This window comes from Methylobacterium sp. CCH7-A2, assembly GCF_001557075.1.
Classification (GTDB): Bacteria; Pseudomonadota; Alphaproteobacteria; order Rhizobiales; family Beijerinckiaceae; genus Allobosea; species Allobosea massiliensis.
In genome coordinates, this window is the sequence record NZ_LSKN01000290.1 from 1 (window position 1) to 19,476 (window position 19,476).

Here is a 19,476-nt window from a genome sequence, read left to right on the forward strand (position 1 = left end):
GGGCGGCGGCGGCGCCGCGGCCGGGCGAGCCGCCTCGTAGCGCGGCACCTGTGCAGGTGCCGCACGGCCGTCGCGAGCGCCTTCCATCACCGGCTGCTTGCTCGGCGCGATGCGCGAGGTGCCGGCCGGCAGCGTCTGCGTCGGGCCGGATTGCCGAGTCTCGGGCCGGCCGATCTGGCCGCGTGCATCGAGAACGGTGGCGGGGATCTGGGCGCGCTCGCCTGCGCCGCCGCCGGTCAGGGACGACTGGCGCCGCGCCTGCTCGGAGATCGGCCAGTTTGCCTTGCCGGCCGCGACCTGGACGCATTCGATCAGCGCCGTGTTGGACGCCTTGCGGCGATGCGGCTTCATATCCCCGTCGCGATAGGCGTTGAGGATGCGGAACTCCATCGGATCCATGCCTGCCGCCTCGGCGAGCCGGTCCATCTGGACCTCCAGCGCGAAATCCACCGCCGTGATGCCGAAGCCGCGCATGGCGGTCGAGGGACAGCGATTGGTGTAGGCGACATGCACGTCGGAGGCGACGTTGGGGATCCAGTAGGGCCCCGGCAGATGCGCCGTGCATTTGATCGCGGCGTAGCTCGACAGCCGCGTATAGGCGCCGGCATCGAAATAGCTGCGGATGTAGCGGGCCACAATGCGCCCGTCGCGCATCAGCCCGTCCTTGATGTAGATGCGCTCGGCCCCGCGCGGCGAGCCGTAGAGCATCTCCTCCTCGCGATCGAGCACGAAGCGCACCGGCCGGCCCGTCACCATCGCGCCCAGCACGGCCAGCGGCTCAGTCAGCGAGTCGACCTTGCCGCCGAAGCCGCCGCCGACCGTGCCGCCGATGAAATGCAGGCGGTTGGACTCGACCGCGACGATCTTCGCGGTGGTGCCGAGCGCGAAGAACAGCCCCTGCGCGCATGAATGGACGACGAAGCGGCCGTTCTGCTCGGGCGCCGCGATCGAGCCGTTGGTCTCCGTCGGCGCATGCTCGATCGGCGACATCTGGTAACGGTGTTCCAGCACCATGTCGGCCGAAGCGAAAGCGCGCTCGACATCGCCAAAGCGCAGCTTTTGGTGGTCGAAACGCTCGTGATATTCGAAATAATTAGCAGGATAGGTCTCGTTGACGATGGGCGCGCCGGGCTTCAGCGCCTCCTCGACATCGAACACGGCCGGCATCGGCTCGTAGTCGATGCGGACCAGCGCCTTCGCGGCCAGTGCCTGCGCCTCGCTTTCGGCGATGATGGCGACCACCGGCTCGCCTACGTAATGAACCTTGTCGACGGCCAGCGAGGGCTCGTCGTCCTTGCCGAAGCCGATCAGGCTGAGCAGCGTGTTCTTGTTCACCGGCACGTCGGCGGCGCGCAGCACGCGCTTCACGCCCGGCGCGCGCGCCGCCGCCGAGACGTCGATGGAGCGGATGCGCGCGCTGGCATGGGGGCTGCGCACCACCTTCAGGTGCAGCAGGCCGTCGAAGGCGTGGTCATCGAAATAGCGCGTCAGTCCAGTGACATGGCCGGGCATGTCCTGCCGCTGGATGGCCTTGCCGACGACGTTGAGGTTGTCGTCGCGCTCATCGGCGAAGAGGTCCTTGCGCATTTCCAGCATGTCGGCCTCCCTCAGGCGCGGCGCAGGCCGGGCGAACCGGCAGCGGCGAGGATCGCGGCGACGATCGGCTCATAGCCGGTGCAGCGGCAGATGTTGCCGCTGATGGCTTCGATGACCTCGTCGCGGGTGGGGTTGGGATTTTTGTCGAGCAGCGCGCGTGCCGCCGTCAGCATGCCGGGCGTGCAGAAACCGCATTGTGCGGCGAAATGCTCCATGAACTGCGCCTGCAGCGGGTGCAGCTCGGGTCCATCAGCCATCCCGGACGCCGTCTCGACCTGCCGACCTTCGCAGGCGACCGAAAGCGTCAGGCAGGAGAGATGCGGCTCGCCGTCGATCAGCACGGTGCAGACGCCGCAGGCTCCCTGGCCGCAGCCATATTTCGGGGCGAAGTCGCCGAGGCTCCGGCGCAGCGTGTTGAGGAGCGTCTCCGGCGTGTCGACGAAGGCGGCGCGGTCGGTGCCGTTGAGGCGGAACTGGACAGGGATCTTGGCCATGGCGCGCTCCTCAGCGGGGCTCGCCGGCGAGCAGCCGGCCGAGATGGACGGGCAGCACCTCGCGGCGATACCACTCGCTGGCGATCGCATCGGTCGCGGGCCGGCAGCCTTCGAGCGCGGCCTGTTTGGCGGCGGCGATGGCGGTGGCATCGAGCGCCTTGCCCTCCAGCGCCCGCTCGACGCCGCGCGCGCGGATCGGCGTCGGCGCCATCGCGCCATAGGCCACCCGCGCTTGGCTGACGCGCCCGCCCGCCAGCGGCAGATGCGCGGCGATCGACAGCACCGAAATTCCCTTCGGCTTGACCCGGCTGATCTTGCGGAAGTGGAAATCGCCGGGGCTGGCGGGTCGCGGGAACTGGATGGCGGCGACCAGCGCCGGCCCCATGCGCTCGCGGGCCGCCAGGAACTCCTCCAGCGGCGTCGCGCGCCCGGAACCGAAGCCGGACTGCACTACGACCTGCGCATCGAGCGCCAGCAGCGCCACGGTGAAATCGCCGTAAGGAGCGGGCGCGAAGAGATTGCCGCCGACGCTCGCCATGTTGCGCACGGCCGGGCCACCGATCGCGCGGGCCGGCGCATGGAGAAAGGCGAGCTCGCGGCTGGCCAGGATCTGGCCCATCGTGACCCCGCCGCCGAGTTCGATGCGGGCCCCTTGGGACTCGATGCGCCGGAACGCGGGATCGGTGACGCGCAGCAGCGTGCCCTCGGTCAGCCGGCCCTCATTGACGTCGCGCATCACCAGCGTGCCGCCGCCGATCAGCACCGCCTGCCGGTCTCCCGATAGGATACCGGCGGCTTCAGACAGGGTTGCGCAGCTTCTCACAGCGAGCATGTCAGACGGCCTCCCGCGTGAGTTCCGGCAGGCGCCGGACCGCCTCGATGCCGTTGGTGTACACTTCGTCGCCGACGATCCGGGCGAGCTCCGCCTCGCGCCCACGCGGCGTGGTGAAGCGGCTCTCCCAGTGCCAGAAGGCGCGATTGCCGTCGGTCACCGGCAGCAGCCGGACATGGGCGACGTAGTTGAAGAGCGGGATCGGTGTGTCGAGCAGGCAGTAGCTGAAGGTCATTTCGAGGTCCGACAACGTAAGGAGTTGCTCGCGCAACTCGCTGCCGTCCTGCAGCCAGAACCGGCGCACGCAGCCGATCCGGTCCGACGGGTGCCCGCGCTCGATTTCGCTGCGCGCGACGATCGGGTGCCAGCGGTCATGGCCGTTGAAGTCGCGCAGCACCGACCAGAGCAGGTCGACCGGCGCGTCGATGATCGTGCTGCGGACGACGTGAGGCATGGCCTCATCCCCCGAAGGCGCGCTTCAGGGCGTCGAAACCACCCTGGAAGACGTTGGTGCCGATCCCCTCCACCAGCTCCTGCTCGCGCTCGGGCGCGCAGTCGAAATCCGCGGACCACTCGATGAAGGTGCGGTCCTGGTCGGTGATCGGCGTCAGCCGCAGCGTCGCGACGTAGTTCGTCAGCGGCATGGGCGAATCCAGGATCGAATAGGTGCAGAACATGTCGTAATCGGAGAGGCCGAGCAGTTGCTCTCGCAGCCGGTCGCCGCTGCGCAGCGAGAAGGCGCGGATGCAGCCGACCTTGTCGGCGGGCTCGCCGTTTTCGATGCGGCTTTCGGCGATGCGCGGATGCCAGTTCGGCAGGCCGTTGAAATCGCGCACCCGGGCCCAGACCTTGGCGGCGGGGGCGGAGATGACACTGGAGACATAGACGCGGGCCATGAGCTTTAAGCCTCAGGAGGTCTTGCTGGGGCCGGCTTCGGGGGCAGGGCCCTCGATACCAGACGCCTTGGGATCGCTGCTGCCTTTGGGCTTGGCGGGCTGTGCATCCTTGGCCACGCGCTGCATGTCTGAGGCCTCGCGCATCAACCCGCCCATCTTGGCGAGATTGCCGCCCTCAATGCCAATCTCCTTCAGCACCTGGTCGATCATCGGCGCCTGGACGCGATAACGCAGGGCCGACTCGATCACCTCGTCGGTCGGCGAGCGGGCGGCGCCGCCGGCTCCACCGACGCCGCCGACGCCCGCCAGCCCGTCGACATGAAGGATGCGGATGCCCTCGATTTTCTCCATCGGCTTGACGCTCTCGCGGACGATGCCCTCGATCTTGTCGAGAAGGCGGCGTCGGAAGAGCCCGTAGCGGGCGCCGTCGCTCAGCACGTTCTCGGCCTCGTAGAGCAGCTTCTGCGCCTCGGCCTCGACCGAGCGGCGCACCTTGTCGGCGGCGGCTGCGATGTTGGATTCCTCCGCCGCCTTTTCTGCGAGCAGCACCTCGACGGTCTTGCGACGCTTGGCGCCCTCGCTTTCGCGGATCGTCTTGACCTGCTCCTCGGCCTCGACCACCTTGGCGCGGGCGCTCTCCGCATTGGCCTGGGCGGCGGATTCCTCTAGCGACTTGGTGTAGAGAGCGATCGCCTTGTCCATGGCGGCGGCCTCGACGTCGCGCTCTCTCGCGATCTCCAGCTTGCGCAGCTCGCGCTGGCGCCCGACCCGGGCCTCGTCGAGCCCGCGATCCGACGAGATGCGGGCCCGCTCGACCTCCTCATTGGAGGCGATCTGCGCCTCTTGCAGCGCTTGGGTGCGGGCGATCTCGAGTTGCTCCAGCGCGCGCCTGCGTTCGATCCGGGCCGCCTCCAGCGCCTGTTCGCGCACGATGTCGACGGACTCGACCTGTTGCTTCGCCGCGATCTCGGCCTGACGCAGCGCGCTGTCGGCGTCGGTGCGCTCGACTTTTTTGGCGGCCAGCACTATGGCGCGCTCTTCCTCCGCGATCTCCACGGCCTTCTTCTGCGCGATCTGCAGCATCTCGCGCGACTTCGCCGAGTTGATCCGCTCCTCGTCGATCCCGAGTTCGGTGGCGATGCGCTCGCGCTCGACACGCTCGCGGCGCTTGATCTCGGCCGCGTCGAGTTCGGCGTTGCGCCGGATCTCCAGTTCCTTCGTGGCAAGGTCAGCGGCGATGCGATCGGCGGCGACCGCCTTTTCCTGCGCGATGCGCGCGGCCTCGGTGGCTTCCCGGGCAGCGATCTCGGCGGCGTCGATGGCCTGGTTGCGGGCGATCTCCAGGTTGCGGACCTCCTCGTCGCGGCGGATGCGCTCGCCAGCGACGGTCCGTTCCTGGCTGATGCGCGCCCTCTCGACGCTCTCACGGGCCGCAATTTCGGCGGCCTCGATCGTCTCGGTCTGCTCGATCTCCAGCAGGCGCTTGCGTTGCTCCAGCCCGATACGCTCAGCCGTCAGCACGGTTTCCTGCGCGATGCGCGCCTTCTCGACGGCTTCACGAGCCGCGATCTCGGCCTCGTCCAGGGCGCGGTTGCGCGCGATGCCGAGGGCGCGGACGCGCTCTTCCTGGCCGATGCGGGCAGTGTCGACCGCCTCGCGGGCCGCGATGTCCTCTTGGTCGAGGATGCGCGTGCGCTCGATCTCGCGGTTGCGGATCTCTTGTTCGCGCTGGATCCGCTCGGCGCTGATCGCGCTCTCCTGCAGGATGCGCGCCTTTTCCGTCGCCTCTCGTGCCGCGATCTCGGCAGCCTCCAGCGTCTGGGCGCGCTCGATCTCCTTTTGCCGGATGTCGCGTTCGGAGGCGATGCGGGCGGCACTGATCGCCTGCTCATTGGCGATGCGCGCCTTCTCGATCAGCTCGCGCGAGGCGATCTCGGCCTCCTCGACGGCCTGCGTGCGCGCGATCTCCTGCTGGCGGATGTTCCGCTCGGAAGCGATCCTCGCCTCGCTGATCGCGCGCTCGTTGGCGATGCGCGACTTCTCGATCTCCTCGCGGGAGAGGATCTGCGCCTGCTCGGCCTCGGTGTCGCGGGCCGCCCGCTCGCGCGCGACCTCGGCCCGCTGCACGGCGCGCTTGATCTCGATCTCGCGCTGCTGCTCGAGCCGCGCTGCCTCGCTGTCCCGCTCGATGTCGAGTGCCTGGCGCTCGGCTTCGAGATTGCGGGTGCGGATGCGGATCATCGACTCCTGCTCGATGTCGTTGCGCAGCTTCCGCTTGTCCTCGATCTCCTCGATGATCCGCGTCAGGCCGGCGGCGTCGAAGCGATTGGAGGGGTTGAAGTACTGGAGATCGGTCTGGTCGAGATCGGTGAGCGCGACCGACTCCAGCAGCAGCCCATTTTGGTCGAGCGCCTCGGCGGCGGCCTCCTTGACGCGCTGAACATAAAGGCCGCGCTGCTCGTGCATCTCCTCCATGGTCATCTCGGAGGCGACGGTGCGCAGCGCCGAGATGAACTTGCCCGAGAGCAGCGCATGGAGCTGGTCCGGCTGCAAAGTGCGCCGGCCCAGTGTGGCGGCGGCGATCGAGACCGAATCCCGCTCCGGCTTTACCCGGACGTAGAACTCCGCGTCGATGTCCACGCGCATCCGGTCGCGCGTGATTAGCGCGTCGTCGTTAGAGCGCGTTACGGCGAGTTGCAGCACGTTCATGTTGACGGGTGTGACGTCGTGGATGATCGGCAGCACGAAGGCGCCGCCATTGATCACCACCCGCTCGCCGAACAGGCCGGTTCGGACGAAGGAGACCTCCTTCGACGAGCGCCGGTACAGCCAGTTCACCAGATAGACGACGATGGCGATGACGATCACCGCCACGATCAGCCAGAGGATCAGCGATCCGATCAGCTGTCCTGTCATGTCCTCATCCTCCCACCCGTCGCTCGGGTCATGTCGCCTTGCCCGCCTTGCCGGCGGGCTTCCTTTTCGTGAGGTCGCGCCCGATGCGCTTGAAGGCGCGCGTCTGGTCGCGGATTGCGACCTCGACCGGCAGGCGCTCCATTGAGGATGCCCCGTAGAAGCCGTGGCAGTGCTTGGTGTGCTTCATGATGAAGTCGGCATCCGCCGGCTCGGCGACCGGGCCGCCATGCACGAGGATGAGCGCGTCCTTCTTGACCGCGAGCGCAGCCGCCGCCCAGGCATCGACCAGCGCCGGGCAGTCGGTGAGCTTGAGTGCCGTCTCCGCTCCGATCGCGCCGCCGGTGGTCAGCCCGAGATGGCAGACGATGATATCGGCGCCGGCCTCGGCCATGGCGCGCGCATCGGCCTCGCAGAAGACGTAAGGCGTGGTCAGAAGACCCTTGGCATTGGCGAGCCGGATCATCTCGACCTCGAGGCCGTAGCCCATGCCGGTCTCTTCGAGGTTTTTGCGGAAGACGCCGTCGATCAACCCGACGGTTGGGAAGTTCTGCACCCCGGCGAAGCCGATCCGCGCGACCTCGTTGAGGAAGACGTCCATTCGCCGGAACGGGTCGGTGCCGCAGACGCCGGCGATCACCGGCGTGCGCTTCACCACCGGCAGCACCTCGGCCGCCATCTCCATGACGATGGCGTTGGCGTCGCCATAGGGCATGAGCCCCGAGAGCGAGCCGCGGCCGGCCATGCGGTAGCGCCCGGAATTGTAGATGACGATGAGGTCGATCCCGCCGGCTTCCTCGCATTTGGCCGACAGACCCGTGCCCGCGCCGCCGCCGACGATCGGCTCGCCGGCCTTCACCATCGCCCGGAAGCGCTTCAGCAGGCTCTTCTTGTCAAAGCTCGCCATCAGGCCCCTCCTGCCTTCGCCCGCTCGCGCCGGCGCCCGGCGTGCAGAGCGCGGAACTGCTGCACCAGGGCGGTGGCGAAGGCCGGGTCGTTGATGTGATGGGGGGAGCGGATGAGCTGCCGGTTCGGCGTCGTCCGCACGGTCTGCTCCAGCGCCTGGAACAGCGCGGTATCGGCAGCCGGATCATGGAAGGGCTGGCCGGGGGCATCGAGCGCCGAGACGCCGCGCTCGGGAAGAAGGAAGCGGACCGGCCCCTCCATCTGGTTCAGCCGCTCGCCGATCCAGCGCCCGATCCGCGCATTCTCGTCTGCCGTCGTCCGCATCAGCGTGATCTGCGGGTTGTGGGGATAGAGATTGCGGCCGCGATAACGCTCCGGCACCGTCTCGGGCGCGAAGAAATTGACCATGTCGAGCGCCCCGACCGAGCCGACATAGGGGATGCGCGTGCGGATGATCGCGCCGAGACGGTCCTCCGTCGCTGGCAGGAAGCCGCCCATCATCAGGTCGCAGATCTCGGTGGTGGAGACGTCAATGACGGCGCCGACCAGGCCGGAATCGACCAGCTTTTCCAGCGCCCGTCCGCCCGTCCCGGTTGCGTGGAAGACCAGCGGTTCCCACTCCGCCTCCAGCAGCCGCGAGACCTGCTGCACGCAGGGCGTCGTCACGCCAAACATGGTGAGGCCGACGAGCGGCTTCTCTGGCTCGGCGCGCCGGGCCGTCGCGGGCCTGGTCAGCTCGGCCAGCCGCGCCTTGGCCATGGCGGCGATCGCGCGGGCGCCGTTGCCGAGCACCAGCCGCGACACCCGGTTCAGCCCCTGCACATCGGTGACGGCGGGCATCATGGTGATGTCGGAGGCGCCGACATAGGCCGCGACATCGCCGGAGGCCATGGTCGAGATCATCAGCTTCGGCAGGCCGACCGGCAGCGCCTGCATGGCGGGCGTCACCATCGCGGTTGCTCCCGAGCCGCCGGCCGAGATCACGCCAAGCACCCCCTGCTGGCGCGGCAGCCAGACCCGGAAGGCCTCGGTCATCGCCGCGACCGCTGTGCCACGGTCCCCCGACGCGATGCCGGCCGAGCCGCGCGGATGGGCCAGCGCGATCTCCTGCGGCGTCACGTCGCCGCCGGCACTGCGGCCCGAGGTCGAGATGTCGACCAGCCGCACCCGCAGGCCCTCGGCCCGCACGAGGTCGCGAATGAAGCGCAGTTCGTCGCCCTTGGTGTCGAGTGTCCCGACCACGACGACATGCGGCTCGACGCCCGCCGAGGCGGCGCTGCGCCTGGCCTCCACCACGCTGCGGCCGTCCAGCGTCGCCAGCGTCGGGCGCGAGAGCGTCCGGGCCTGCGCCTCGATGCGCTGCGCCGGCACCGGCTGCGACCATCGGGTCGGGAGGACCGGATTGGCGTTGTAGACGCGGATCGGGCCGGCTGCTGCAGGGGCAGAGCGCTCCGGCGCGCCTGCAGAGGCGGCCTCGGCGCCTGCCATGCCGTCCGTCTCGTCATGACCATGACGGCCGACGCCGAGCAGGCGCTGCTGCAGGTCTCGGTCGCCCGCCAGCGTCGCCGAGGCGATGACCCGGTTGACGCGGCCATTGACCATGATCGCGACGGGGTCGGACATTTCGGTCGCGACGCCAATGTTCTGCTCGATCACGAGGATGGCGACATCGCCCTGTTCGGCGAGCCGCACCAGCATCTCCTCGACATGGGCGACGATGACGGGGGCGAGGCCCTCCGTCGGCTCGTCCATGATCAGCAGCCGCGGATTGAGCAGCAGCGCCCGGCTGATCGCCAGCATCTGCTGCTCGCCGCCGGAGAGTTGGGCGCCGCCATTGTTGCGGCGCTCCGCCAGACGCGGAAAAGCCTCGTAGATCCGTTCCGGTGTCCAGGCGCCGCGCTTGCCGCGCTGCATCAGTCGTAGGTGCTCGTCCACCGTCAGCGAGCGCCAGAGACGCCGGCCCTGCGGCACATAGCCGATGCCGAGCCGCGCGATCTCCGCCGGCGGACGCCCGGCAATCTCTTCGCCGAAGAAGCGGATTGAGCCGGAGCTGATCGGCACGAGTCCCATGATGGCCTTGCACATGGTCGTCTTGCCCATGCCGTTGCGGCCGACGACCGAGAGCACACCACTCTGGAGCGTGAGATCGACGCCCTGCAGCGCATGAGAGCGCCCGTAGAACACGTTGAGCCCGGCGATCTGCAGGATCGGGATGCCCGCTCCCGGCGGGGCCTTGAGGCGTTCAGCCATGGCCACCCCCGAGATAGAGTTCCTGGACCTCGGGGTCGGTCTCGATCTCCTCGGGCGCGCCCTCCTTGAAGATGCGGCCGTTGTGCATCATCGTCACGCTCTCGACGACGCGCAGCGCCACATCCATGTCGTGCTCAATGATGATGTAGCCGATATGGCCCGGCAGCGAGGTCAGAATGTGGACGAGGTCGCGCCGCTCGGTGGGCGACAATCCCGCAGCCGGCTCGTCGAACAGGATGAAGCGCGGCGCTCCTGACAGGGCGAGCGCAATCTCGAGCTGGCGCTGCTGACCATAGGCGAGTTCGCCGACCAGCCGGTCCTTCACCGCCGTCAGATGCACCGCTTCGACCAGCATCTCCGCCGCATGGACCAGCGTGTCGTCGCGCCGCGGGCGCAGCAGCGAGAAGCGGTTCCGCGAAACGCCGCGGCAGGCGAGATAGACATTGTCGAGCACCGAGAGGCCCGCGAAAAGCGAGGAAATCTGGTAGGTGCGGCGCAGCCCGCGCCGGATGCGCTCCTGCGGCGGGAAGGCGGTGACATCCTCCCCGAAAAAGCGGATGACGCCCGAGCTCGGTGCGAAATCGCCGGTGATGCAGTTGAACAGCGTCGTCTTTCCGGCGCCGTTCGAGCCGAGCACGGCGCGCCTCTCGCCGGGCCTGACCGAGAGCGTTATATCGGTCAGCGCGGCGAGCGCACCGAACAGCCGCGACACGCCGCGCAGCTCCAGCGCATTGGCGGAGCCCGCCGCCGCCAACCGCTCGCGGGAGACGACGGCACTCATAGCGCGCCTCCGCCGCCCATCGCACCGTCGCGCGCCTCGCGGGAGCGGCGATAGCGCTCGCGCAGCCGCTGGAAGATGCCGATCAGACCGTCCGGCGAGAACAGCACAATGACGAGGAAGCCGAGCCCGATCAGGAGCTGGTATCGCCGCCCGTCGAGGCCGACACCCTCGAGTACATCGAGCGCGAAGGTGCGCAGCAGCACATAGACCAGCGCGCCGATGAAGGGGCCGATCGGACGGCTCAAGCCGCCGACCACTGCGATGATCAGCATGTCGACCACGGGCCCGACGCCGGCGGTGCCGGGCGAGATCTGGCGCTGGTACCAGACCAGCAGCACGCCGGCGCAAGCTGCGATCAGCGACGCGAAGGTGTAGGCGGCGATGCGGTGCGCGACGACGTCGAAGCCCAGCGCCGCCATGCGGCGCGGATTGTCGCGGGTGCCCTGCAGGGCAAGTCCGAACGGCGCGCGCGAGACATAGATCACTGCGCCATAGGCGAGCGTCGCGCAGCCGAGCGTCAGATAATAGAAGGGGATGCCCTGACCCCAGTCGATGCCGAGGAAGACCGGCGGCAGGATGCCGTTGAAGCCGCTGAAGCCGTTGAAGATCGTGTAGTTCTGCAGCGTCAGGTAGTAGAACGCCGACGCGATCGCGAGCGTGATCATGATCGTGTAGATGCCCTCGGTCCGGACCGAGAGCGCCCCGCTCAGCGTGCCGAACAGCGTCGCGACCAGGATCGCGACGGGCAACGCCGTCCACCAGGGCCAGTTCAGGCTGATCTGCGTGATGGCGCTGCTGCCGAGGATGGCGACGAGATAGCCGGCCAGCCCCGCGACCGTCATCTGCACGAGACTGACTATGCCGCCATAGCCGGCGAGGAACATCAGGCTCAGCGCGATCATGCCGAGGACCAGCGCATAGGCGATGATCTGCACCAGCCAGAATGGGCTGGCGATTGCCGGCATCAGGACGAGCAGCGCCGCCGTGACCCAGAAGGCCGTGCCGCGCCGCGCCACCCACTCCCCGAAGCTTTCGCGGGCCCGTGGGCGCTGATCGAGATCGAGGCCGGCCAACGCCATCGTCAGCGCCTCGCCGCCAGGCCCTGGGGCCGGATCGCGAGCACCGCGACCATGATCACGAAGGTCAGCATCACCGCATAGGTCGGCATGTAGACGGAGCCGAACTGCTCGGCGAGGCCAACAATGAGCGCCCCGACCGCCGCCCCGGGGATCGAGCCCATGCCACCGACGATCACCACGACCAGAGAGGACAGCAGGATGCGCGTGTCCTCGCCCGGCTGCAGCGACTGGAAGGTCCCGCCGACGACGCCGGCCAGCCCCGCCAGCCCCGCCCCAAAGGCGAAGACCATGACGAAGACGAGTTGCACCCGCACGCCGGTGGCCGAGAGCATGTCGCGGTCATCGACGCCGGCACGCACCAGCATGCCGACCCGCGTCCGGTTGAGCGCCAGCCACATCAGCACGCCCACGACGATCGCGCCGAAGAGGATAGCAATGCGCACCAGCGGATAGGTCATCATCACTGCCTCGCCATTGCTGCGAAGCGCGACGGCGAAGGGCAGGGTAACCGGGCCCGACAGCCATTCGGGAGCGGTCACCTGGAAAGTGTCGCCGCCATAGCCCCACAGCAGCAGGTCGGCGAAGATGATCGAGAGCCCGATGGTGACCAGCGTCTGGCGCAGGTCCTGACCTTCCATCCAGCGGAACAGCAGCACCTGCATCAGGATGCCGACCACCGCCACCACGAGGAAGGAGACGAGCAGGGCCGCCAGCCAGGAGCCGGTCCATTCGCCGACGCTGTAGCCGAGATAGCCGCCGAACAGATAGAGCGAGCCATGCGCGAGATTGACGTTGCGCATCAGCCCGAAGATCAGCGTGAAGCCGCTTGCGACCAGGAAATAGAGCGCGCCGAGCGTGATGCCGTTAAACAGCGCGCTGAGGAAGACGCGCTTGCGCCCGAAGCTCGCCTCCATCCCTGGCGTCCAGATCGAAAAGACGAGCCAGACCAGGATCGCCACCGCCAGGATGATGATCAGGGACCAGATCGGCCGGCGCGCCACGAAGTCAGACATGGCAGGCCTGCAGCGGCATCGGCCCCACCCGGCGCAGCACCCGGCGGTAATCGCGCGGCGCCATGCCCATATGGGAGGTGAAGAAGCGGGTGAAGACGCTCTGGCAGGAGAAGCCGAGCGCCTGGCTGATCCGCGTCACCGGCTCGCGCGAGCCGACGAGGCGGTCCAGCGCCGCGTCGAGCCGCACGGTGTTGGCGAAGACCGTCGGCGTCACGCCGACCTGCTCGCGGAAGAGCTTGAAGAAATGCGCCCGCGACAGCCCTGCCTCGCGGGCGACGCGCTCAAGGGCCCCCTCATAGGTCGGCTGCGCCTCGATCAGCCGGCGGGCGCGCAGCACGCGTCGGTCGATCGCGCTTTCGGGCGCGATGTGGATGAGGGAGGAGGCGAGGTCCTGGCCGATCGGCTCGCTGGATGCCTGGGCGAGCGCCATCAGGACCGGGGCGAGATTAAGGTCGCGATGTTCCGATAGCAGCATTTCGACCGCCTCATCGCGCCAGGCGGCGAGTTCGCGAGTGATCACCAGTTCGGTGGCGGGAAAAGCCAACGCTCCCGGCGCGGTCATCGTCTGCGCAGCCAGCCATTCCGGCTTCAGATAGACGACGAGAAAAAGGCCGAGCGCGTTGGGCCGTAGTGGTTGAAAATTGTGCGGCTCCCAGGGATTGATCGCGACGCCCATGAAGGGGTCGACCAGCGTGGTGCGGCCGTTGACCGTGACGAGGCCGCGCGACCCTTCCAGGAAAAAGATCAGATGGGCCTCGCGATGGGCGTGGAGAACGAGGGGGCGGTCGAGATCGTAGATCGCGACGCGGCCGAAGGGACCGTGACAGACCGCAACTGCGCGACTCATGATGCCTCGCGAAAGTAGGTCCGACGCAGGAAGCTGGGCCTCGTCAGGCAAGCCGCCGGCTTGGTGCCGCAAGATTCACTCGCAAGCACCGGGAGTCGGGACAATGACGGGAGCGGAGGGGGCCCGCATGGCGCAGGTCCCCTCCATCGGGCGCTCAGGCGCCTATTTCTTGCATTCCGGATTGGTCCGCGATGGCAGGCCGATCGCCTTGAACTCGTCCAGCGACAGGCCCAGCGTCTGCGTCACATCCGGCACGGCGCGGACGAACTTGTTGGTCAGATCACCATTGGGCAGCTCGGCGACCTCGGTGATGAAAGTCGTGGCGATCGCCTGCCGGTTGTCGTCCAGCTTGATCTTGCCGTTCGGCGCGTCGAGCTCGACCTTGGCGAGCTCGGCTCGGAGCTTGGCGCCGCCGTCCGAGAGATCGCCCTTGACCTTGTCCATCGCGATCGCGAGCGCCTTGACGGCGTTGTAGTAATTGGTCGCGAAAAGCGAGGGGCTGGCGAAGCGCTTGTCGGCCGGGAAGGCTTCCTGATAGGTCTTCACCCAGGCTTTCCAGCGCGGATCGTCCCAGGCATCGGCGACGCCGCCCGAAGAGGGCGTGCCGACGAGCAGGCGCTTGGCGGCGCCTTTTGACGAGAGCACCGTCTGGTCGACCATGATCGAGCCGCCGATGAACTTCGCCTTGCCGCCGGTTTGGCTATACTGGTTCAGGAAGTTGACCGCGTCGCCGCCGCCGAGCCCGAGGAAGACCGCATCGACGTCGTCGGGGATATTGGCGATGACTGAGCCGAAATCCTTGGTGCCGAGCGGCACCCACTGGCGCTGCGCGATCTGGCCCCCGGCGCGGCAATAGCCGATCGCGAAGCCGAAGACCTGCGTGTAGGGGAAGGAGTAATCCTCCGCGATCACTGAGATCTTCTTGAAGCCCTTGTCCTTCAGCACGTATTCGCCGAGCCCTGCCATCCACATCGCGCCGTCGCTGTTGAAGCGGAAGAAGTTAGGCGACGGGTTGACGAAGGTGGTCTCGAGCGCGCCGGACGAGCCGTTGATCATCACCAGGTTCGGCACTGTCTTGCTGTAGTCGCGCATCGCGATGCCTTCGGAGCCCGAGAGCGGTCCGATAATGATCTGCACCTTGTCCTGCTCGACCAGCTTGCGCGCGGCGCGCAGCGCGGAATCTGGGCTCGCGTCGGTCGCGGTGATGATCAGCTCGAATTCGCGTCCCGCGAGCTTGTTGCCGAGTTCCTTGGCCGCGATCTGGACACCGCGGACGCCGTCCTCGCCGCCGGACGTCAGAGCGCCCGACAGCGTCGCCATCACACCGATCTTGAGTTTTTCCTGGGCCTGCGCGGCTGGTACGGCCGCGACGAGATAGGCCGCAAAGGCGGCCGCAAGCGTCTTGCGCATCGTAGTCCTCCCTGCGAGTGGCTGCGCCGAAGGTTCTGACGGCGAAGCCGGTGGCGGCTTTTTGGATCCGCTCTAAACGCACGGTAACATAGCGCGGGGCGCTGCCAAGGCCGCGGATATTGCGCTGGGTCTGCTTTTTCGGCGCGGTAGCGCCAGGGCTCAGAGCTCGGTGGCCTCGCAGATTATCTGCTTGCGACGAGTATGTTTGAAACCAATTCGCCGACCTCGATCGATGGCCGCAGGGTTTAGTGACGATCGACCTGCGGGTGTCGCCGCGCCGGAAGCAGTGGCTCTTGTCCCTCCGTCAACGAACCGAAAACGTGTCTAGCCTTGGTATCAATAATGGTATGAATCATGGTAACATCCTGATGAATAGACTAACATAAGCAATTGAATTAACTAGGAATATCGAAAACCAGGTTCGACTCCCGTAGGTCGCGCCACTTCGGTGGATCTTGACAAAAATCAATAAAATCAACTTGTTACAGATGGCTGTTTTTGGGGTGGACCCCAGATATTCAGCGTTGTGGACCCCAAAAACTTAGATCCAATCCAGGCCGTTCTCCTCATCTGTAGGGCTTTGATATAGCCGGAGACGGACTTGCCGCGACCCGATACTCTCTCCGAATGTGAGGGGAACATCGGTGGCAGCATCAAGGAAGGGCGCTATCGACAGGTGATGAAGACGCTGGCCTTCTTGGCCCGCTCGGCAAGGTCGGCCGGTTCAAGCTTCTCGCCAAAAGTGCCTGCGTCGTAAGCGATCTGGTTGGCGTCCAGGAAGCTCGTGGCCAGTGATGACTTCACGGCGAAGTTGACGTTCTGAGGAAGGTCGCCCTGTGCCTCCGCAACCTTGATCGCATCAAGCTTCGCGGTAACGACCCCCACAACGTTCCCCGATCCGTCCAGCAGCGGGCCTCCCGAGTTGCCCGATTGAACCGGGGCTGAGATTTGAAGATACCGGCTGTCGTCCCGTAGCCCCGCCAGAGCCGTCACGTTTCCCAGGGTGAAGTTTCCGGTGGTCGCCAGGAGGTCGCTGTGAGGGAAGCCGAATGCGGCGATGCCCTCTCCAAGCCGGATGCTCGGCCGAAGCGGGAGCGAGCGCTCGGCTGGGCCGGCGACCTTCAGAACGGCAAGGTCATTCGCCGCGTCCCTCGCGAGCATCTGGGCCGCTACTGCGACCGCGCCATCAGGCCTGGCGGTGATCGTAGAACAGTCCTTCACCACATGGGCGTTGGTCAGAATGTGGCCTGCCTTGGAAACGAAGAAGCCCGATCCCGTCGAGAAGCGGACCTTCGCCGGCTCTTGGGGAGCGGGTAAGGGCGGTGGTGCTGCAGGACGCTGTTGGCTTGCTACCTCGGGCTCGGTGGGCTTCTCCCACGGGTAACCGCCGCGCTGGATGGAGGGGAAGGGCGCCCCCGTCATGGTGGCCCACAGAGACCCGGAAATGACCGTTACCAACCGGTTGCCGTAGACGGGTGCGTCATCGTCGGACCATGACATGTCGAAGCCGAGAATGCCGTCGCCATCGGTATGGTAGCGGACGTAGCGACTGTAGCGCCCCTGGTTGCCCGTAATGACGAAGAAGTCGTTGCGCACGACCTTGAAGTTGATGGTGTCGCCGCTGCCGACCATCTCCCGCAGGGTGGCCTCGTAGGTTGCTCGGACATTCGTCGCCGGGATCGCATTGAACCTGAGCTTGAACCGATTCCGAGGCTCTCGCATCTCCACGCCGAGATCCGTCCTGGTGGCTTGAAGGTCGAGGCCGATTGGGACCCAGAGCTGTCGCCCTCGGGTGGGATGCGGCACCCAGCGCATCCGCCAGCCGGCCAGCACCGACGATGCCGACGCAAGCATCTGGTCGATCTGGGGCTTCGTCAGAACGCCCGTAGGGGCCTCCCCACGCGACAACTGGTACTGTCGGGTCGCATCAAAGAGGCGCCGCGAGAACGTCACGTTCGGCACGGCAGGCCAGTGGCCGGCGCTGGTTAGGAAGATCTGGAGCCAGAGCCGCGTGTCTACCTGGAGGGCGTTGAAGCCCGCTTGCGCCGCGTTGAAATATGGGTCGTCGCCTCGTGTCTGGGCCGTCGCGGGCACGCTCAGGAGCGCCACCACCGCCAGTACGAACGCACGTCCACGCATCAACATTCTCCACCCCACAACCAAACCTGTATGAGGTGGCTGTGGGGTGGATATGTCAATGAGATGCGAGTGGTTGCCCTTGTATCGCGATGGTGGGCGCGGCTTGGTGGCGTCCCTGAGGCTGGCGAGAGGGAGACGCGGCCGGGCGGTGTAGCGCCTGACCGTTATAGGAAGACCGCCCCCATATGAGCCAAATTACCCCTTGGCCGCCTACGCGCCGCCAAACGCCAGATCGAGGTCGGCCGATACCTTTCGCATCGTTCCCCCGGCGTGCTCGACGCCGTTGAGAACATGAACCGCAAAGCGCGAATATGCCTCGTGGAGGAGTCGCGCGATCTCGGCGGTGGCTCTGACGGGCAGCGGCCGCCACCCCCGTCGGTCCCGGTAGCCAGCGTCGTGGTCCTGCCCATAGCGGTGCCGTGGAGGGTACGGACCTGCCTGACGATTTGGCCGTTCAAGCCACTATCAGTCGCGAAACGCCTTGGGTTATCCCTCTTTGCTGAGGGCCCGGCGGAGGCACTGTCTCGTCTGCGCGCGCACGCCCATGCAGCAAGCACCGGGTTCGCATCCGTAACGACCGCGACGTTCTAAAGCGCGTAGTTGACCGAGGCTGGTTGCCATTCGGCGTTCAGGGTCGAGCAGGCATCCTCCGACACCAGCAGGAGATCGCCCTTGTCGGTAACGCTGCCCGCCATGGGCTCGAGAGACGGGCCTGACGATACGTGCGGTACTGCCGAGCCCCCGGACGCTCTGATTGCAAAGGGGCGGGGAGGGCTCAGATGTCGCGCACGGCCTGGAGGCCGATGCGCAGCGCCGCGAGTGCGGCCGTCGCCGAGGCCAGCAGAGCCGCCCGCGCGTTGAGGATCTGGGTGCGGTTGAGCACCGTCACCAGCCGATTCATGTCGGCGGCATCCAGTTCCTCCAGCCGGCTGATCCGGCGCAGGCGTTGGCGGCTGGCGAGCCACCAAACATAGGACGAAGCGAGCGCGCAAAGGCCGATCACGCCATCGAGAACCACGATCAAGACGGGCAGGCTCCGTGCGTCATACGCGTTCGGGCACGCCGAAGGCACCGGCCGCGACGGGGTCGACGCCGAGTTGACGACAGATCTTCACCAGCGCCGACTGCTCCTCGACGATGTAATGGCCGTCCGCCTCGCCGATCAGCCGGCAGGTCTCGATCAGCGCCTGGGTGAAGCGTGACTTGCCCTGGAGCCGCCCGATCGTCGTCAGGGCGGTGCGCTCGCCGGTCGATGGGTCGATCTCGAAGCGCGCGGTGACGTGTTCGAACTCGGCCAGCAGTTCCATGCGGGAGCGATCGTCGACGAGGCCGAAGCGCGAGAGCGAGGCGGCCATGCTGTCATGCTCGGCCGGGCGCACGATGCCGTCGGCATAGGCCATGAGGGCGCAGGCGGCCGCGATCGTCTCGATCTGCAGGCTCGCCTCCTCGTCATGCCAGAGATCGAGATCGCGCTTGAGATCGGCCTGGGTGCGGTTGGGTCGGGTCGGCATGGCTCAGGCCCTCCAGTGGCGGGGATGGGATAGGGACGGGCGTCGGCGGCCCAGGAGGCGGTTGGCGAGACCGACGAGGCCCAGGATCAGGATCGCGCCGAGCGCCCAGACGATGATCACGATGATCTCGCTGGCATTGCCGAGGCCGCGGGCGGCCCAGGAGACCGTCTCGACGATCTCGGGCACGCCGGACACCATGTCTGCATTCGCCGCGGCCCAGTTGCTGGTCCAGTCGAGCAGGGCGTGGCCGCCCCAGGCGACGAGGCTCCAGAGCCCGAGGATGATGAGGCCGCCCAGCCAGATGAGGTTGCGCATCGTTCAGGCCCTCCTGCCGAAGCTGGAAGCCGGCGCGCCGTCGACCGCCCGGAGATGTCGGCGCAACTCGTCTATGTTCTTCAGGTTGGCGCGATAGAAGGCGTCGCCGAACCAGCCGACCACGGGGATGGCGCTGATCGCGAGGTCGATCCCAACGCGCCCCGCCATCCGGCAGACCGTCAGCGTCGGCAGCCCGTGGCGTCGCGCCTCCCAGACGAGATAGGCCGAGACGCCCTTGGCGACGACGGTGCCGATGCCGGGGATGACGTTCAGCAGCGCGTCCGCGCCGACGCGGACATTGGTGCCGGGAACGCGCACGGCCGCGTCGAGCAGCCTTGCGATGGCGTCGAGCCGTTCGAGGGTTTCGGCGCGCGAGCGGGCCGGATTGAGGTCGTAAGCAATCGACATGGCGTCGTGGCTCCCAAGATCGGAGCGCGAAAGCGCTCGTCAGGTGGAAGAGTCCGACATCGCAGCGTCGCTGCCAGAGGGGCCCG

At 67.2% G+C, this 19,476-nt stretch carries 18 protein-coding genes; all 18 read right to left on the reverse strand.

Features of this window, described 5'->3' with window-relative positions:
* On the reverse strand, positions 1-1,596 hold a 1,596-nt coding region (locus tag AX750_RS22005; protein ID WP_156462475.1), incomplete at its 3' end, for a molybdopterin cofactor-binding domain-containing protein.
* Between the two features lie 11 nt (positions 1,597-1,607).
* Complete coding sequence (locus AX750_RS22010) at positions 1,608-2,090, reverse strand: (2Fe-2S)-binding protein (RefSeq protein WP_066716169.1); 483 nt, start codon at positions 2,088-2,090, stop codon at positions 1,608-1,610.
* Positions 2,091-2,100: 10 nt separating this feature from the next.
* Entirely contained in the window at positions 2,101-2,922 is an 822-nt protein-coding gene (locus tag AX750_RS22015) for an FAD binding domain-containing protein (RefSeq protein ID WP_066716171.1), read from the reverse strand.
* 1 nt (position 2,923) lies between these two features.
* The gene (locus tag AX750_RS22020) at positions 2,924-3,376 is read right to left on the reverse strand and encodes an SRPBCC family protein (RefSeq protein WP_066716174.1); all 453 of its coding nucleotides are present in this window, start codon (positions 3,374-3,376) and stop codon (positions 2,924-2,926) included.
* Between the two features lie 4 nt (positions 3,377-3,380).
* Complete coding sequence (locus AX750_RS22025) at positions 3,381-3,818, reverse strand: SRPBCC family protein (protein WP_066716176.1); 438 nt, start codon at positions 3,816-3,818, stop codon at positions 3,381-3,383.
* A 12-nt stretch (positions 3,819-3,830) separates the two neighbouring features.
* Positions 3,831-6,734 carry a flotillin family protein gene (locus AX750_RS22030; RefSeq protein WP_066716178.1) on the reverse strand — a complete coding sequence of 968 codons (2,904 nt, stop codon included), beginning with the start codon at positions 6,732-6,734 and terminating at the stop codon, positions 3,831-3,833.
* Positions 6,735-6,762: 28 nt separating this feature from the next.
* Positions 6,763-7,638, reverse strand: coding sequence for a phosphoenolpyruvate hydrolase family protein (locus AX750_RS22035; protein WP_066716180.1), 876 nt, complete (start codon positions 7,636-7,638; stop codon positions 6,763-6,765).
* Positions 7,638-9,887: an ABC transporter permease gene (locus AX750_RS22040; protein WP_067254958.1), complete on the reverse strand. Its 2,250-nt coding sequence runs from the start codon at positions 9,885-9,887 to the stop codon at positions 7,638-7,640. Before AX750_RS22040 ends, AX750_RS22035 begins: the two co-directional genes overlap by 1 nt.
* Positions 9,880-10,668 (reverse strand): ABC transporter ATP-binding protein, encoded by a 789-nt coding sequence (locus AX750_RS22045; RefSeq protein WP_066724376.1) that lies wholly within the window; start codon positions 10,666-10,668, stop codon positions 9,880-9,882. The genes AX750_RS22040 and AX750_RS22045 overlap by 8 nt, the downstream gene beginning before the upstream one ends.
* Positions 10,665-11,747: a branched-chain amino acid ABC transporter permease gene (locus tag AX750_RS22050; protein WP_066724372.1), complete on the reverse strand. Its 1,083-nt coding sequence runs from the start codon at positions 11,745-11,747 to the stop codon at positions 10,665-10,667. Before AX750_RS22050 ends, AX750_RS22045 begins: the two co-directional genes overlap by 4 nt.
* Before the next feature lie 2 nt (positions 11,748-11,749).
* Positions 11,750-12,760 (reverse strand): branched-chain amino acid ABC transporter permease, encoded by a 1,011-nt coding sequence (locus AX750_RS22055; RefSeq protein WP_066724368.1) that lies wholly within the window; start codon positions 12,758-12,760, stop codon positions 11,750-11,752.
* Positions 12,753-13,607 carry an AraC family transcriptional regulator gene (locus AX750_RS22060; protein ID WP_066724364.1) on the reverse strand — a complete coding sequence of 285 codons (855 nt, stop codon included), beginning with the start codon at positions 13,605-13,607 and terminating at the stop codon, positions 12,753-12,755. Before AX750_RS22060 ends, AX750_RS22055 begins: the two co-directional genes overlap by 8 nt.
* A 162-nt stretch (positions 13,608-13,769) precedes the next feature.
* Positions 13,770-15,017 (reverse strand): ABC transporter substrate-binding protein, encoded by a 1,248-nt coding sequence (locus AX750_RS22065; RefSeq protein WP_066724361.1) that lies wholly within the window; start codon positions 15,015-15,017, stop codon positions 13,770-13,772.
* A gap of 666 nt (positions 15,018-15,683) precedes the next feature.
* Positions 15,684-17,156, reverse strand: a complete 1,473-nt coding sequence (locus tag AX750_RS22070) for a serine protease (protein WP_066724358.1) — start codon at positions 17,154-17,156, stop codon at positions 15,684-15,686.
* Between the two features lie 775 nt (positions 17,157-17,931).
* Positions 17,932-18,180, reverse strand: coding sequence for a hypothetical protein (locus AX750_RS22075; protein ID WP_066724356.1), 249 nt, complete (start codon positions 18,178-18,180; stop codon positions 17,932-17,934).
* Positions 18,181-18,199: 19 nt separating this feature from the next.
* Positions 18,200-18,667 (reverse strand): TerB family tellurite resistance protein, encoded by a 468-nt coding sequence (locus AX750_RS22080; protein WP_066724353.1) that lies wholly within the window; start codon positions 18,665-18,667, stop codon positions 18,200-18,202.
* A gap of 3 nt (positions 18,668-18,670) precedes the next feature.
* A complete protein-coding gene (locus AX750_RS22085) occupies positions 18,671-18,982 on the reverse strand; it encodes a hypothetical protein (RefSeq protein WP_066724350.1) in 312 nt (103 codons plus the stop codon).
* Between the two features lie 3 nt (positions 18,983-18,985).
* Positions 18,986-19,390 (reverse strand): DUF4112 domain-containing protein, encoded by a 405-nt coding sequence (locus tag AX750_RS22090; protein WP_082735104.1) that lies wholly within the window; start codon positions 19,388-19,390, stop codon positions 18,986-18,988.
* Between the last annotated feature and the right edge of the window lie 86 nt (positions 19,391-19,476).

Excerpts from the sequence above, each read along its gene's own strand:
- AX750_RS22010 (WP_066716169.1), bottom strand. The coding sequence starts at position 2,090 with ATGGCCAAGATCCCTGTCCAGTTCCGCCTCAACGGCACCGACCGCGCC.
- AX750_RS22015 (WP_066716171.1), bottom strand. The coding sequence starts at position 2,922 with ATGCTCGCTGTGAGAAGCTGCGCAACCCTGTCTGAAGCCGCCGGTATC.
- AX750_RS22020 (WP_066716174.1), bottom strand. The coding sequence starts at position 3,376 with ATGCCTCACGTCGTCCGCAGCACGATCATCGACGCGCCGGTCGACCTG.
- AX750_RS22025 (WP_066716176.1), bottom strand. The coding sequence starts at position 3,818 with ATGGCCCGCGTCTATGTCTCCAGTGTCATCTCCGCCCCCGCCGCCAAG.
- AX750_RS22030 (WP_066716178.1), bottom strand. The coding sequence starts at position 6,734 with ATGACAGGACAGCTGATCGGATCGCTGATCCTCTGGCTGATCGTGGCG.
- AX750_RS22035 (WP_066716180.1), bottom strand. The coding sequence starts at position 7,638 with ATGGCGAGCTTTGACAAGAAGAGCCTGCTGAAGCGCTTCCGGGCGATG.
- AX750_RS22040 (WP_067254958.1), bottom strand. The coding sequence starts at position 9,887 with ATGGCTGAACGCCTCAAGGCCCCGCCGGGAGCGGGCATCCCGATCCTG.
- AX750_RS22045 (WP_066724376.1), bottom strand. The coding sequence starts at position 10,668 with ATGAGTGCCGTCGTCTCCCGCGAGCGGTTGGCGGCGGCGGGCTCCGCC.
- AX750_RS22050 (WP_066724372.1), bottom strand. The coding sequence starts at position 11,747 with ATGGCGTTGGCCGGCCTCGATCTCGATCAGCGCCCACGGGCCCGCGAA.
- AX750_RS22055 (WP_066724368.1), bottom strand. The coding sequence starts at position 12,760 with ATGTCTGACTTCGTGGCGCGCCGGCCGATCTGGTCCCTGATCATCATC.
- AX750_RS22060 (WP_066724364.1), bottom strand. The coding sequence starts at position 13,607 with ATGAGTCGCGCAGTTGCGGTCTGTCACGGTCCCTTCGGCCGCGTCGCG.
- AX750_RS22065 (WP_066724361.1), bottom strand. The coding sequence starts at position 15,017 with ATGCGCAAGACGCTTGCGGCCGCCTTTGCGGCCTATCTCGTCGCGGCC.
- AX750_RS22070 (WP_066724358.1), bottom strand. The coding sequence starts at position 17,156 with ATGCGTGGACGTGCGTTCGTACTGGCGGTGGTGGCGCTCCTGAGCGTG.
- AX750_RS22080 (WP_066724353.1), bottom strand. The coding sequence starts at position 18,667 with ATGCCGACCCGACCCAACCGCACCCAGGCCGATCTCAAGCGCGATCTC.
- AX750_RS22085 (WP_066724350.1), bottom strand. The coding sequence starts at position 18,982 with ATGCGCAACCTCATCTGGCTGGGCGGCCTCATCATCCTCGGGCTCTGG.
- AX750_RS22090 (WP_082735104.1), bottom strand. The coding sequence starts at position 19,390 with ATGTCGATTGCTTACGACCTCAATCCGGCCCGCTCGCGCGCCGAAACC.